The following is a 15,216-nucleotide window of genomic DNA, read 5'->3' on the forward strand; positions in this document are numbered from 1 at the left end:
GCGCTGGCAGCGTCGCTGTCGGGCGCGGCGGATACATCCTCGTCGAACAGCAAGCGGTGGATGCGATTGGCAGCGGCCTGGAACTCGGGGCTGCCGGTGCTGTGCAGGCCAAACTGGTGGCTGTTCAGCTCGGCCCGCACGCGACCCGGGTGCGGCGACAGCAGCAGGATGCGGTTGCCGACCACCAGCGCCTCTTCTATCGAGTGCGTGACGAACAGCAGCGTGAAGCGCGCCTCCTCCCAAAGGCGGCCCAGCTCCTCCTGCATCTTGCGGCGCGTGAGCGCGTCCAGCGCGGCAAAGGGCTCGTCCATCAGCAGCACTTCCGGCTGCATGGCGAGCGCGCGCGCAATCGCCACGCGCTGCTTCATGCCGCCCGACAGCGTGTGCGGATACGCGTCCGCAAAGCCGGCCAAGCCTACCTTGCCGATCCAGTGCATGGCGCGTTCCTCGGCCTCGCCGCGCTTCAGCTTGCGGGAAGCCAGCAGCGGGAACATGACGTTCTGCTTCACAGTCTTCCACGGCGGCAGCTGGTCGAACTCCTGGAACACGGCCACGCGGTCCGGTCCCGGTCCATGCACCGCCTGCCCGTTCAGGCTGATGCTGCCGGCACTCGGCGCGAGGAAGCCGCCCGCCGCCTTCAGCAGCGACGACTTGCCGCAGCCCGAAGGTCCAAGCAGCACAAAGCGGTCGCCGCGATAGACATCGAAGCTCACGTCATGCGTGGCGCGCACCGTGTGCGCCCGGCTGCGGTATTCGAGGCTCACGCCCTCGGCGCGCAGCAGCGGCTGCACGGCCGCCTGCGCCGCGCCGTTGGGGAGCGTGTGCCATTTCGGCACGGCGTGCAATGGCGCATGTGGCGTCGGATGCTGTCGCGACTGCTGGCTCATGATCGTCCTATCCGCCCTGGCCGATGGCCGGGTCTTCAAAGAAGTAATCGCGCCAGCTGGCGGGCTGGTTCTTCAGCACGCCCACGCGGTGCAGGAACTGCGCCAGCCCGAAGGTGTTCTGCGGCGCCACCTTGAACTGCACCTGCGGGTTCTTGATGATCTTCAGCAGCAGCGCGCGGTCCACCTTGCTCTTGCTCACGCGCAGATACGCATCGGCCGCGCCCTCGGGATTGGCGGTCGCGAACTGCGCCGCCTCCGCCAGCGCGGCCGTGAAGGCGCGGTAGGTCCTGGGGTTCTCGTTGCGGTACTTCTCGGTGGCGTACAGCACCGTCGACGAACTCGGCCCGCCCAGCACATCGTAGGAATTGAGCACGATGCGCGCGTTCGGATTCTGCGCCAGCTCCTGCTCCTGGTAAGGCGAATTGCCGAAGTGCGCATTGATCTCCGTGCCGCCCGCGATCACCGCCGCGGCGGCATCAGGATGCGGCAGCGTTTGCGTGAGCTTGTCCAGGCGGTTGAACTCCTTGTCGCCCCACTGCCTGGCCACCGCCATCTGCAGGATGCGCGACTGCACCGACACGCCCGCCGCCGGCAGGCCGATGCGGTCCTTCTCGGTGAAGTCGGCGATGGTCTTCACCTTGGGGTTGTTGCTGACCAGGTAGTAGGGGAAGTTTCCGAGCGAGGCCACGCCGCGCACATTCTGCTTGCCGTTGGTGCGGTCCCATATCGTCAGCAGCGGGCCGACTCCCGCGCTGGCGATATCGATGCTGCCGGACAGCAGCGCGTCGTTGATGGCGGCGCCGCCCGAGAGCTGCGTGCGCTCGACAGCGATATCGATGCCCTGCTGCTTGCCATGCTTTTCAATCAGCTTGTGGTCCTGCGCAATGTTCAGCAGCAGATAGGTGACGCCGTACTGCTCGGCGATGCGGATGCGGCCTTCGGCTCGCGCCTGCGCGCTCAGGCCGAGCGCGGCGGCAGCCACGGCGGCGGCGATGAACTTCAGTTTACTCATGCTTGCTCCAGATATGTTCAGAACGGGACGTCGCCCTCGATGGTGGTGCGGTACAGCTTGCGGCGCATGTGGGGCGGACAGCCGGCCGCCAGATGCATCAACGAGCGGTTATCCCAGAACACCATGTCACGCGGGCGCCACTGGTGGCGGTAGATGTGCTCGGGCTTGACGCTGTGCGCGAACAGTTCCGCCAGCAGGGCGGTGCTCTCGTCTTCCGGCAAACCCGCGATGCGCGTGGTGAAATGCTCGCTGACGAACAGCGCGCGGCGCCCCGTTTCCGGATGCACGCGCACCACCGGCTGCAGCACCGGCTTGACTTCATCGATCTGCTCCTGCGTCAGCGGCGGGCGGAAAGGATTGCGGCGCCGCAGTTGCTCGTACTGCGCAAGGTAGCTGTGCTCCGCACGCAGCCCCTGCACGGCGCGGCGCAGCGCCACCGGCAATGTTTCGTAGGCCAGGTGCATATTGGCGAACAGCGTATCGCCGCCCTGCTCCGGCAGCTCCTGCGCGTGCAGCATGGAACCCAGGCTGGGCTTGTCCTTGTACGACAGGTCCGAGTGCCAGAAGTGGCCGGCGTCCCCCAGGCCGGTGGGCTGGCCGTTCTCGATGATGTTGGAAATGATCAGCACCTCGGGCGCCTCGGCCAGCTGGAAATTGCGCAGCACGTGGATCTGCAAGGGGCCGAAGCGGCGGCTGAACGCCACTTGCTGCTGCGGCGTGATGCGCTGGTCGCGGAACACCAGCACGTGGTGGTCCAGGTGCGCGCGGTGCAGGCGCTGGAAGTCGCGGTTGCCGAGCGGCTGCGACAGGTCGAGGTCCGTCACTTCCGCGCCGAGCGGCGCGTCGAAAACCTTGATATCGAAAGATTGAACAGGACTGAGCACGGCAGACATGGGACTGGTCCTTGCGTTGAATATGCCCCCAGTCTATGCCGCTCCCCTCATGAAGAAAACGAAGCTTATCGGCTATTCATATGCGATTCTTGTCGCATACTATTTCCGCCCAGCCCAGTAGGCCGGCCGGCGCCTTTGATGAGCAAGCGCAACCACACGCAGTTCCTCTGAAGCCACTTGATAGATGACGCTATAAGGAAATCTGCGAAGAAAGTAGCGGCGACGGGCACCGCGAAAAACGGCGCCCAATTGGGGGCTGAAAAGACAAGATTCACGACCCGCTCAAACTCGGCCACAAACGCACGCCCCAACTCAGCATTCGCTTGCACAGCATAGAAAGCGGCCGCATCCTGCAATTCCACGAGGGCCGCAGGAACGATCACCAGTTTCACTTCAAGCCCGCACGCACCAGCGCCAAGGCATCCGCCATGGGGATAACCTTCGTCTTCCCGCTTTCGACTTCGTCGATACGACGCTCGACTTCGGCCGCAAGCGCGTCTTCATTGCCAGCTTCCGTATCCAAACTGGCGACTAGCAATTGCACGAATGCCTCGCGCTCTCCCTGCGATAGCTTCAATGCCTCTGCTGCCAATAGTTCAAGTTTCGTTTGCATTCGGTGCTCCTCTTCAGCCTGGATAATCATACCTCCGCTTCAGGTCTCTCACCAAACTACCGCCCGGTCCTCTGCTGTGCATCAATAATCTCGCGCGCTTTGCGCAGCGCGGCGACCATGGCGGCAAGGGCGCGGGATTTTTCGTCGGCGCCGGGCACGCGCAGCACGTAGGCGGGATGGTAGGTGGCCACCACCCAGCGGCCGGCGTGCTGCACCGGCTGCTCCATATAGTCTTTCAGCGCGGCGTGGCTGTCTTCGAGGATGGCCTTCAGCGCGGTGCTGCCGAGTGCGACCACCACTTGCGGGGCGACCTGCTCCAGTTCGCCCTCCAGCCAGTAATGGCAGGCCAGGATCTCCTTCTGCGCGGGGGTCTTGTGCAGGCGGCGCTTGCCGCGCGGTTCCCATTTGAAATGCTTCACCGCGTTGGTGACGTAGACTGTGGCGCGGTCCACGCCGGCCTGCGCGAGGGCGCGGTCGAGCAGCGCGCCGGCGGGGCCGACGAAGGGATGGCCTTGCAGGTCTTCCTGGTCGCCGGGCTGCTCGCCCACCAGCATGATGCGCGCCTTCCGCGCGCCCTCGCCCGGCACGGCTTGCGTGGCGTGCTGCCACAGTTCGCAGCGGCGGCATTCGTCCAGCGTGTGCGGCTGCTGGCGCTCGGGCTGCGCTTTCTCGGGCGCGATGGGAATCGTGGTGCCGCTGCGGCGGCCAACGGCGCTGGCCTGGCCCACGCGGCGCGCGCCGGCCGCCGCTTGCGACACCATCTCCGGCACCAGCGCCGCTTCGGGCATATGCTTCCAGAAGCGCGAGCGCACGTGGCTGTGCATCACGTCCGGGTTCAGGCGCGCGGGGTTGAAGATGCTGCGGTAGTAGGTGAGCCACAGCGCTTCGCCGGCGTCCTCGATGTCGGCGGGGCCGCGCGCGAGCGGGCCGGTGGCGTGCAGCGCGGCGCCGTCCCACAGCACGGTGGCCTCCGGCGTGGCGATAAGCCAGGTGGCGCGGCCCATGCGGGCGGCGAAGTGCTGCGCCACTTGCGGCAGCACGTCGTGCGCGGGCTCGAACCAGGCCACGAAGCGCGGCGCACCCTCGCCCGCAGGCCGTTCGCGGAAGCGCAAATAGGCGTGCATGTCGTGTTCTTCGCGGCGCACGGCGCGGACCATGCCGTGCAAGCGGTTGCCGTCTTCGTCCGCCATCGACATCACCTCCCGCTGGCCTTGCTGCCAGCGCCACAGGATCTTGTACAGGAAGGCCCAACGGTCTTCAGCACGGTAGCAGGCGGCCCCTTGCAGCAGCGCCATCAGCTCGCGCGGAATGCGCATGGCGGACGCCGCAGGCATTGCCGGCGCGACGGACGCTGCGCTGCCCAGGGACGCTGCGCTAACCGAGGCGGCGGCCACGCCAACAGCTGCACGCGGTATCGCGGGCGAAGCGGGCTGAGCGGCAGTACCGGGCACGGGAGCCGGGCCGGCCACGGCGCCGAACAAGTCGCCGCCGCCTCCAGGTGCGCTCCATTGTACGGATTCAGGCGGCACGCGGCGCACGATCAGTCCGCGCGCAGCCGCGCGCCAGTCGTCGAAGCCGGCCACGGCAATGGAGTGAACGAGCCCGGCCATTACGCCGCCCGCAACTCCGGCCACAAGTTCATCTGCTGCGGCGCATCGGCCATGGCGCGGCGCAGCGTGTCGGACGGCGTGGTGTCGCTCGCGGGCGCGTAATCGGCCACGATGATGAAGGGGGCGATCTTCTTCATGTTGCAGCGCAGGCGCGACAGGTCGGCGTAGCGCACCCGCCGCAGGCGCCGCAGCTCGACGATGCGCTGCGCGTTGCGCAGGCCGATGCCGGGCACGCGCGCGATCATGGCCGCGTCGGCGCGGTTCAGGTCCATCGGGAAATGCTCGCGGTTGGCCAGCGCCCAGGCCAGCTTGGGGTCGATATCCAGCGCCAGGTTGCCGGGTTGCGTGCCGTCGCCCGGCAGCAGTTCGCTGACCCGGAAGCCGTAGCTGCGCAGCAGGAAATCGGCCTGGTACAGGCGGTGCTCGCGCTGCATGGGCGGCGGCGCCAGCGGCACGCTTTTCGGACTGTCCGGGATCGGGCTGAAGGCCGAGTAGTACACGCGCTTGAGCTTGTAGCTGCTGTACAGCGTTTCAGCCGTGCCCAGGATGTGCTTGTCGTCGCTGGCGTCGGCGCCGACGATCATTTGCGTGCTCTGGCCGGCAGGGGCGAAGGCGGGCGCCTTCGGGTCCTCGGCTTTTTCGTCCAGCCGCAGGCGGATGGCGCCCATGGCCAGCTTGATGGTGTGCACGTTCTTCTCCGGCGCCAGGCGCGCGATGCTGTCCTGAGACGGCAGCTCGATGTTCACGCTGAGCCGGTCGGCATAGCGGCCGGCGGCGGCGATCAGCGCGGGATCGGCGTCGGGAATGGTCTTCAAGTGGATGTAGCCGCGGAACTGGTGCGTTTCGCGCAGCTCGCGGGCGATGGCGACCAGCTGTTCCATGGTGTAGTCGGCAGACTGGATGATGCCGCTGCTGAGGAACAGGCCGTCGATGTAGTTGCGCAGGTAGAAGTCGACCGTCAGCTTGACCACCTCCTGCACCGTGAAGCGGGCGCGCGGCACGTTGGAGGTGCGGCGGTTGACGCAGTACTGGCAGTCGTAGATGCAGAAATTGGTGAGCAGGATTTTCAGCAGCGACACGCAGCGGCCGTCCGGCGTGTAGCTATGGCAGATGCCCATGCCGGTGCTGGCGCCCAGGCCGTCCTTGCCGATGGAGTGACGCCGGGGCGCGCCGCTGCTGGCGCAGGAGGCGTCGTACTTCGCGGCGTCGGCCAGGATTTCCAGCTTGTCGGTGAGCTCCATTGATTGCCTCGATACTGTATATATAAACAGTATATCGCAGGCAGGCGGGGAGCTACCGAAAATTAGCGGGTCAGGGGCGGGTCAGCCTGGCGGGTGCGGCGCTTGCAGCGCCAAGCCGCCCTCCGGCCAGCGCCCAGGACCCGGGGCGCCGCGGCGCTTAGGCGGTGGCGTCGTATTTGCCGAGGCGGCTTCCCAGGCGGGCGGCCAGTTCGTGCCCTGCGCTGACCGTCATTTCCAGGTCGTGCAGATGGCCGTCCTTCAGGCCGTACACCCAGCCGTGCACGGTCAGCGGCTGGCCGCGGTCCCACGCGTCCTGCACGATGGTGGTCTGGCACACGTTGACCACTTGCTCCACCACGTTCAGCTCGCACATGCGCTCGGCACGTTCGCGCGACGGCAGCACGTCGCCCAGGTAGCGCTCGTGCTTCTGCGCCACGTCGTTGACATGGCGCAGCCAGTTGTCGACCAGGCCGACGCGGGTGCCGGTCATGGCGGCGTGCACGCCCTTGCAGCCATAGTGGCCGACCACGATCACGTGCTTGACCTTCAGCACTTCGATGGCGAACTGCAGCACCGACAGGCAATTGAGGTCCGAGTGCACCACCACGTTGGCGATGTTGCGGTGGACGAACACGTCGCCGGGAGCCAGGCCCAGCAGCTCGTTTGCGGGCACGCGGCTGTCGGAACAGCCTATCCACAGGTATTCGGGCGAGGCCTGCTGCTCCAGGCGCTTGAAGAATTCAGGATCGCGCTGAACCATGGAATCGGCCCAGGCGCGGTTGTTGACCAGCAGGTCTGCCAGCGGCGAATTGCTTACGTTTTGTTCGCTCATATGTCCTCTCAAACGTGCGAAGACCGCCCGTTTGCCGGGGTGGCAAGGGGCGGTCCGGGAATAACGCTATGTTACCTGATTTGGTGCGGCGCATCATCTGCGCCGAACAATGGCTGCTATTCGAAGAAGTCCTTCACCTTGTCGCGCCAGGTCTTGCTCTGCGGGCTGTGCTTGGAACCGCCTTCCACGGTGGCGCGGTCGAACTCGCGCAGCAGTTCCTTCTGCTTGTCGGTCAGCTTGACCGGCGTTTCCACGGCCACGTGGCAGAACAGGTCGCCCGGGTAACCCGAACGCACGCCCTTGATGCCTTTGCCCTTCAGGCGGAAAGTCTTGCCCGACTGGGTGCCTTCGGGAATGGTGAACGACACCTTGCCCGACAGCGTAGGCACTTCGATTTCGCCGCCCAGCGCCGCGCGCGCGAACGAGATCGGCATTTCGCAATGCAGGTCGTCGCCTTCACGCTGGAACACCGCGTGCTGCTTGATGTGGATTTCCACGTACAAGTCGCCCGGTGGCCCGCCGTTGGTGCCCGGTTCGCCGTTGCCCGACGAGCGGATGCGCATGCCGTTGTCGATGCCGACCGGGATCTTCACTTCCAGCGTCTTGTTGCGCTTGATGCGGCCCGCGCCGCCGCAAGGCGAGCAAGGATCGGTGATGATCTTGCCGGTGCCATGGCATTTCGGGCAGGTCTGCTGGATGCTGAAGAAGCCCTGCTGCATGCGCACCTGGCCGTGGCCGCCGCACGTGGAGCACGTGACCGGCGCGGTGCCGGGCTTGGCGCCGGAACCGTGGCAAGTGTCGCACTTGTCCCAGGACGGTACGCGGATGGTGGTGTCGAAGCCGTGCGCCGCCTGTTCCAGCGTGATTTCCAGGTTGTAGCGCAGGTCCGCGCCGCGGTAGACCTGCGGGCCGGAGCTGCGGCCGCGGCCGCCGCCGCCGAAAATGTCGCCGAAGATGTCGCCGAAGGCATCGCCGAAGCCGCCCGCGCCGAAACCGCCGCCCCCGCCGCCGCCCATGTTCGGGTCCACGCCGGCGTGACCGTAGCGGTCATACGCTTCGCGTTTTTCCGGATTGGTCAGCATCTCGTAGGCCTCTTTGACCTCCTTGAACTTCTCTTCCGATTCCTTGCTGTCCGGATTGCGGTCCGGATGGTATTTCATCGCCAGCTTGCGATAGGACTTCTTGATCTCGTCTTCGGACGCATTCTTCGCGACGCCGAGGATCTCGTAAAAATCACGCTTTGCCATGTTGTAGGCACCTTGCTTATTTACTGGTACTGATTATGCGAAAAAGCCGAGCCGGCCCCTTTGCAGGGATGCACGGCTCGGCGTCAGTCTTGCGGCCGCAGCCGAAAAACCAATTACTTGCTGTCTTTGACTTCCTTGAAGTCGGCGTCGACCACGTCGTCCTGCTGCGCCTTGGACTCTTGCTGGCCGCCAGCCTGCTGGCCGCCTTCGGCGCCGCCGCCGGCCGCAGCCTGCTGCGCCTGCATGTCGGCGTACATCTTCTCGCCCAGCTTCTGCGAAGCGGTCGACAGCGCTGCCACCTTGGCGTCGATGTCGGCCTTGTCGCCGGCCTTGATCGAGGCTTCCAGATCGGTGATGGCCGCTTCGATCTTCTCTTTCTCGCCAGCTTCCAGCTTGTCGCCGTATTCGGTCAGGGACTTGCGGGTCGAGTGCACCAGCGCGTCGGCCTGGTTGCGCGACTCGGCCAGTTCCTTGACCTTCTTGTCTTCTTCCGCGTTCAGCTCGGCGTCCTTCACCATCTTCTGGATCTCGTCTTCGGTCAGGCCCGAGTTCGCCTTGATGGTGATCTTGTTTTCCTTGCCGGTGGCCTTGTCCTTGGCGCCCACGTGCAGGATGCCGTTGGCGTCGATGTCGAAGGTCACTTCAATCTGCGGCGTGCCGCGCGATGCCGGCGGGATGCCTTCCAGGTTGAATTCGCCCAGGCCCTTGTTGCCGGCCGCGATTTCACGCTCGCCCTGGTAGACCTTGATGGTCACCGCAGGCTGGTTGTCGTCGGCGGTCGAGAACACTTGCGAGAACTTGGTCGGAATCGTGGTGTTCTTGTGAATCATCTTGGTCATCACGCCGCCCAGGGTTTCAATACCCAGCGACAGCGGGGTCACGTCCAGCAGCAGCAAGTCCTTGCGGTCGCCCGACAGCACCGAACCCTGGATCGCGGCGCCGACGGCCACGGCTTCGTCCGGGTTCACGTCCTTGCGTGGATCCTTGCCGAAGAACTCTTTGACCTTTTCCTGCACCTTGGGCATGCGGGTCATGCCGCCGACCAGGATGATGTCGTCGATGTCGGTCACTTTCACGCCGGCATCCTTGATGGCGGTGCGGCATGGCTCGATGGTGGCGTTGATCAGCTCTTCGACCAGCGATTCCAGCTTGGCGCGGGTCATCTTCAGGTTCAGGTGGACCGGCGCGCCGTTCGCCATGGCGATGTAGGGCTCGTTGATCTCGGTCTGCTGCGACGACGACAGTTCGATCTTGGCGCGCTCGGCCGAAGCCTTGATGCGCTGCAGGGCGATCGGATCCTTTTTCAGGTCCAGGCCGTTGATCTTCTTGAATTCGTCGATGATATAGTCGATCACGCGCTGGTCGAAGTCTTCGCCGCCCAGGAAGGTGTCGCCGTTGGTCGACAGCACTTCGAACTGCTTCTCGCCGTCCACGTCCGCGATTTCAATGATCGATACGTCGAAGGTACCGCCGCCCAGGTCGTACACGGCAATCTTGCGGTCGCCCTTGTCGGTCTTGTCCAGGCCGAAGGCCAGCGCGGCCGCGGTCGGCTCGTTGATGATGCGCTTGACGTCCAGGCCGGCGATGCGGCCGGCGTCCTTGGTGGCCTGGCGCTGCGAGTCGTTGAAGTAAGCAGGCACGGTGATCACGGCTTCGGTGACTTCTTCACCGAGGTAGTCTTCCGCCGTTTTCTTCATCTTGCGCAGCACTTCCGCCGAGATCTGCGGTGGCGCCAGTTTCTTGTCGCGCACGCCGATCCACGCATCGCCGTTGTCGGCTTTGGTGATCTGGTAAGGCATCAGCGCGATGTCCTTCTGCACTTCTTTTTCTTCGAATTTGCGGCCGATCAGGCGCTTCACCGCGAACAGGGTGTTCTTCGGGTTGGTGACTGCCTGGCGCTTGGCCGGCGCGCCGACCAGAATTTCGCCGTCATCTTGGTAAGCAATGATCGATGGCGTGGTACGCGCGCCTTCCGCGTTCTCGATTACCTTAGGCTGACCGTTTTCCATGATGGAAACGCAGGAGTTGGTGGTTCCCAGGTCAATACCGATAATTTTGCCCATGATTTATTTTCCTTGTTTGCTAAGTTTCAGATGCTTCTTATATGTGGGAAATGCTGTGTGATTTCAAGTGCTTGCGCTGAGCAACTCTTACTATTTATTTTGCCTGCGCAGCGGTCACGATGGCCGGGCGCAGCAGGCGGTCGGCGATCATATACCCCTTCTGCAGCACCGATACCACGGTGTTCGCTTCCTGCTCGGCAGGCACCACGGCCACGGCCTGGTGCTTGTTCGGGTCCAGCTTGTCGCCCTGGGCCGGCATGATTTCCAGCAGGCGGTTCTTCTCGAAGGCCGAATTGAGCTGTTTCAGCGTCATTTCCACGCCTTCCTTCAGCGATTCCAGCGTCGGCGCTTCCACCTTCAGCGCCATTTCCAGGCTGTCCTTCACCGGCACCATGGCCTCGGCGAAGCTCTCAACGGCGAATTTGTGCGCTTTCGCAACGTCTTCCTGGGCGCGGCGGCGGATGTTTTCACCGTCGGCCTTGGCGCGCATGAAGGCGTCGTGCATTTCAGCCAGGCGCGCTTCGGTGCTGGCCAGCTGCTCTTCCAGCGTAGGAGCGGCGCCGTCGGCGGGAGTCGATGGCTGCGCTGGCGCTGCTTCCGCCTCGGGATTCGGGACTGCTTGATTTTCCTGATCTTGCATCTGAAAGACTCCTACAAATCGTGTGTTAGACATTACTTGGTACGGCACGGGCAGCAAGTGGGGCTATAACCTACCTTTTCAAGGGGTATTCGCGCGGCGTTGCACTTTGCGTAACAGCGCCGTTACAAACTGACTCACAAGAGAGATATTTTTTTGCACCGCAGCAGCTACTATGTAATGGAAGGCGAGCACGGCGCCGCCGTCCAGCCAACCGTACAGCGTGGGGAGCGCATCATGAAGTTGCCACTCATTGCAGCGTCCATCGTGGCCTACATCGTTCTGGCCGTCGCCTGGATCTGCTACTCCGAATTGCTACAGTAGTTGCCGCCCGAAGACCGGGTATTGTAACAGGCTGGCACTCACCACCGGCAAGTGCTGATTATCACTTGGACAGCATTGCCGGGCGAGCGTCAGTTTTCCGCACCAAGCTTGAGGGCGGCCGCGCGCGCGGCTTCGCCCTCTTTCTTGAGAGCATCGCGCTGGGGCTGGGCCACCATGGTCGGCCAGCCTATCATGTGCTGTTCGGCGATCTCGGCCAGCGCGGCGATCCAGCCGGCGGTGGCGTTCAGGCAGGGGATGTAGTGGAATTCCTTGCCGCCGGCGGCCATGAAGTCGTGCCGCACTTCCATGGCGATTTCTTCCAGGGTTTCCAGGCAGTCGCTGGTGAAGCCGGGGCAGATCACGTCCACCCGGCGCACGCCGTCGCGCGCCAGCTGCTGCACGGTGGGCGCCGTGTAGGGCTGCAGCCACTCGGCCTTGCCGAAGCGGGACTGGAAAGTGACCACGTATTGCTCCGGCGTCAACTTCAGCCTGGCGGCCAGCAGGCGCGCCGTTTTCAGGCATTCGCAGTGGTAGGGGTCGCCCAGCAGCAGGGTGCGCTTGGGCACGCCGTGGAAGCTCAGCACCAGTTTTTCCGGACGGCCGTGCGCCTCCCAGTGCGCCAGGATGGACTCCTGCAGCGCGTGGATATAGCCCTCATGGTCGTGGTAATTGCGGATGAAGCGCAGTTCCGGCACGTTGCGGATCTGTTTGTAATGGGCGAACACGGCGTCGTAGATGGAGCCGGTGGTGGTGCCCGAATACTGCGGATAGGCCGGCAGCAGCAGCACGCGCTCGCAGCCGTCCGCCTTCAGGCGCGCCAGCACGTCCGGCAGCGACGGCGAACCGTAGCGCATGGCCATGGCGACGGTGACGTCGTCATGGCCGCGCTCGCCCAGCGCGGCGCGCAGCAGCAGCGCCTGCTCCTGGGTGTTGACCTTGAGCGGCGAGCCCTCGCGGGTCCAGATCGACGCGTATTTTTTGGCGGACTGGCCGGAACGGAAAGGCAGGATGATGAGGTTGAGAATGAACCACCACAGCGCGCGCGGAATCTCCACCACGCGCGGGTCGGACAGGAACTGTTTCAGGTAGCGCCGTACCGCCGAGCGCGTGGGCGCGTCCGGCGTGCCGAGGTTGACCAGCACCACGGCGCTGCCGCCGGGACTGCCGTGGGTGTGGGGTGGTTCTTTGAGGAAGGCCATGGATCGCAATGACGGGAGGAAGACCCGACATTATAAAGCCAACAACTCCCGGGCGTGCTTGCGGGTGGTGGCGGTGATTTCCAGCCCGCCCAGCATGCGCGCCACTTCTTCCACGCGGGCCTTGCTGTCGAGCACGTCGATGCGGGAAGCGGTCTTGCCGTTGTCCAGCGTGCCCTTGGCCACCTGGAAGTGCTGGTTGGCCTGGCTGGCCACCTGCGGCAAGTGCGTCACGCACAGCACCTGGCGCGCCTGGCCCAGGCGCTTCAGCAGGCGCCCCACCACCTCGGCCACGCCGCCGCCGATACCGCTGTCGACTTCGTCGAAAATCAGGGTCGGCGTGGCGGTGGCGTTGGAGGTGATGACGGAAATGGCCAGTGCGATGCGCGCCAGCTCGCCGCCGGAGGCGACCTTGGCCAGCGGACGCGGCGCTACGCCGGCGTGGCCGGCCACCAGGAATTCCACCTGCTCCAGCCCGCGCGCGCCCGGCTCGCAGGGGTTGAGCGCAATGTCGAAGGCGCCGCCGGTCATGTTCAGTTCCTGCATGGCCTGCGTGACGGCGGTAGCCAGGCCCCTGGCAGCGGCGGCGCGGGTGGCGGACAGCCGGCGCGCCAGCGCCATATAGGCCGCCTTCAGCTGTTCTTCCTGCTGGCGCAGGCTGTCCAGGTCGCTGGCGTCGGCCAGCTGGCGCAGCTTGGCCGACAGCTGCGCGTGCTCGTCCGGCAGGTCGTCCGGCGCCACACGGAACTTGCGCGCGGCCGAATGCAGCGCTTCCATGCGCGCGTCCACCTGGCGCAGGCGGTCCGGGTCCAGCTCCACCCGGTCCAGGTAGGTGTTCAGCGCGTACACCGATTCCTGCAGCTGGATGCGGGCCGATTCGATCAGGTCCACCGTGGGCTGCAGCTCGGTGTCGATGGCGGCCAGCTTGCCCAGCTTCTGGCTCAGCGAACCGAGCTGCGAGACGATGGGATGGTCTTCCGCTTCGGAGATGGCGGCCAGCGCTTCCTGCGCGCCTTCCAGCAGGCTGGCCGCGTGCGACAGGCGGCTGTGCTCGTTGGAGATGTCCTGCCACTCGCCGGGCTTGGCGGCCAGCTTGTCCAGTTCGCCCACCTGCCACTCCAGGCGTTCGCGCTCGTAGGCCAGGTTGGCGGCGTTGGTTTCGTATTCCTCCAGCTGGCGCGCCAGCGCGCGCCAGGCCTTGTGCGCGGCGGCCACCGCCTTCAGGGACTCGGCGGCGGCGCCGTCCTTGATGATGGCCTGGTTGTCCAGCAGCTCGCGCTGCGCGTCCGTTTTCAGCAGCGACTGGTGGGCGTGCTGGCCGTGGATGTCGACCAGCAGGTCGCCCAGCTCGCGCAGCTGGGCGGCGGTGGCGGCCACGCCGTTGATGTAGGCCTTGGAACGGCCGGCGTTGTCGATCACGCGGCGCAGCAGCGCCCCGCCCTCGTCGGTGGCGAACTCGTTGGCGGCCAGCCAGGCGGCGGCCTGCTCGGTCACGGCGAAGTCGGCCGTGATGTCGGCCTTGGCCGCGCCTTCGCGCACCACGCTGGCGTCGCCGCGCCCGCCCAGCGCCAGGGTCAGCGCGTCGATCAGGATGGATTTGCCGGCGCCGGTTTCGCCGGTGAAGACGGTGAAGCCGGCGGAAAATTCAAGCTCGATGGTGTCGACAATGACGAAGTCGCGGATGGACAGGGTACGCAGCATGGGCAATAGCAAAGTGAAGTTGGACCAGTGTCAGACTAATTTGCCGTCGGTGGACGGGTATTCGTTCCAGTGCAGCTTTTCGCGCAGCGTGTTGTAGTAGCTCCAGCCTTCCGGGTGCAGGAAGGTGATGGCGTGCGGCGAACGCTTGATGATGATGCGGTCCTGCGCCTGCAGGCTGGCGAAGGTCTGCATGTCGAAATTGACGGTGATGTCGCGCCCGCGCACGATCTCGATCTGGATCTCGCTCGAATCCGGCAGCACGATGGGCCGGTTCGACAGCGCGTGCGGCGCGATCGGCACCAGCACGATGCCGCCCAGCGTGGGATGCAGCAGCGGCCCGCCGGCCGACAGCGCGTAGGCGGTCGAGCCGGTGGGGGTCGAGATGATCAGGCCGTCCGAGCGCTGGTTGTACATGAAGTGGGTATCGACATCGACCCGCAGCTCAGCCATGCCGGCGCCGGCGCCGCGCGACACCACCACGTCGTTGACCGCCAGGCCGACATGGATTTCCTTGCCGTCGCGCAGCACGCTGCCTTCCAGCAGGGTGCGCCGCTCGGCCTGGTAGCTGCCGGCCAGCATCTGCGCCAGGATGGGCAGCATGCCTTCCAGCGGAATGTCGGTCATGAAGCCGAGCCGGCCCTGGTTGATGCCGATCAGCGGCACGTCGTAGGGCGCGAGCTGGCGCGCCAGGCCCAGCATGGTGCCGTCGCCGCCCATGACGATGGCCGCGCTGGCGTGCCGGCCGATCTCGTCCGGCGTCATGGCCGGGTAATCCTGCATGCCCAGGTGGGCCGCCGTTTCCGCCTCCAGCACGATGTGGTGGCCGCCTTCCCGCAGGAACGCCAGCAGGCTGCGGACCGGCGTTTCGATACCGGCCGTGTTTTGGCGGACAACCAGGGCGATGGTGTTGAATAGGGCTTGCGTGGCGGGCATAGATCTCTCGGTCTTGATTGGGGGGAG

At 65.2% G+C, this 15,216-nt stretch carries 12 protein-coding genes and 1 pseudogene; all 13 read right to left on the reverse strand.

Translation table 11 applies throughout. The features are described from left to right. Positions 1–5: 5 nt before the first annotated feature. Positions 6–887: pseudogene (locus tag AC6H42_RS05050) on the reverse strand (ABC transporter ATP-binding protein); the annotation flags it as partial. Between the two features lie 7 nt (positions 888–894). Continuing rightward, the gene (locus AC6H42_RS05055; RefSeq protein WP_057152881.1) at positions 895–1,899 is read right to left on the reverse strand and encodes an ABC transporter substrate-binding protein; all 1,005 of its coding nucleotides are present in this window, start codon (positions 1,897–1,899) and stop codon (positions 895–897) included. A 17-nt stretch (positions 1,900–1,916) separates the two neighbouring features. Continuing rightward, entirely contained in the window at positions 1,917–2,792 is an 876-nt protein-coding gene (locus AC6H42_RS05060) for a TauD/TfdA dioxygenase family protein (protein WP_057152879.1), read from the reverse strand. Between the two features lie 388 nt (positions 2,793–3,180). After that, complete coding sequence (locus AC6H42_RS05065) at positions 3,181–3,405, reverse strand: addiction module protein (protein ID WP_162249872.1); 225 nt, start codon at positions 3,403–3,405, stop codon at positions 3,181–3,183. Positions 3,406–3,461: 56 nt separating this feature from the next. After that, positions 3,462–5,015, reverse strand: coding sequence for a UdgX family uracil-DNA binding protein (locus AC6H42_RS05070; protein WP_057152874.1), 1,554 nt, complete (start codon positions 5,013–5,015; stop codon positions 3,462–3,464). Beyond that, positions 5,015–6,256 (reverse strand): putative DNA modification/repair radical SAM protein, encoded by a 1,242-nt coding sequence (locus AC6H42_RS05075; protein ID WP_497547530.1) that lies wholly within the window; start codon positions 6,254–6,256, stop codon positions 5,015–5,017. The genes AC6H42_RS05070 and AC6H42_RS05075 overlap by 1 nt, the downstream gene beginning before the upstream one ends. A gap of 157 nt (positions 6,257–6,413) precedes the next feature. Next, positions 6,414–7,088, reverse strand: coding sequence for a carbonate dehydratase (gene can / locus AC6H42_RS05080; RefSeq protein ID WP_057152870.1), 675 nt, complete (start codon positions 7,086–7,088; stop codon positions 6,414–6,416). 116 nt (positions 7,089–7,204) lie between these two features. Continuing rightward, positions 7,205–8,335: a molecular chaperone DnaJ gene (gene dnaJ / locus AC6H42_RS05085; RefSeq protein ID WP_057152868.1), complete on the reverse strand. Its 1,131-nt coding sequence runs from the start codon at positions 8,333–8,335 to the stop codon at positions 7,205–7,207. Positions 8,336–8,448: 113 nt separating this feature from the next. Further along, positions 8,449–10,398: a molecular chaperone DnaK gene (gene dnaK, locus AC6H42_RS05090; RefSeq protein ID WP_057152866.1), complete on the reverse strand. Its 1,950-nt coding sequence runs from the start codon at positions 10,396–10,398 to the stop codon at positions 8,449–8,451. A 94-nt stretch (positions 10,399–10,492) separates the two neighbouring features. Then, the gene (grpE, locus tag AC6H42_RS05095) at positions 10,493–11,038 is read right to left on the reverse strand and encodes a nucleotide exchange factor GrpE (RefSeq protein ID WP_057152864.1); all 546 of its coding nucleotides are present in this window, start codon (positions 11,036–11,038) and stop codon (positions 10,493–10,495) included. 410 nt (positions 11,039–11,448) lie between these two features. After that, positions 11,449–12,558 (reverse strand): ferrochelatase, encoded by a 1,110-nt coding sequence (gene hemH, locus AC6H42_RS05100; RefSeq protein ID WP_497547531.1) that lies wholly within the window; start codon positions 12,556–12,558, stop codon positions 11,449–11,451. A 30-nt stretch (positions 12,559–12,588) separates the two neighbouring features. Beyond that, entirely contained in the window at positions 12,589–14,256 is a 1,668-nt protein-coding gene (recN, locus tag AC6H42_RS05105) for a DNA repair protein RecN (protein WP_057152861.1), read from the reverse strand. A 30-nt stretch (positions 14,257–14,286) separates the two neighbouring features. After that, positions 14,287–15,189 (reverse strand): NAD kinase, encoded by a 903-nt coding sequence (locus AC6H42_RS05110; RefSeq protein ID WP_497547532.1) that lies wholly within the window; start codon positions 15,187–15,189, stop codon positions 14,287–14,289. Positions 15,190–15,216: the final 27 nt, after the last annotated feature.

Source organism: Massilia sp. NBRC 108631, from assembly GCF_059704565.1.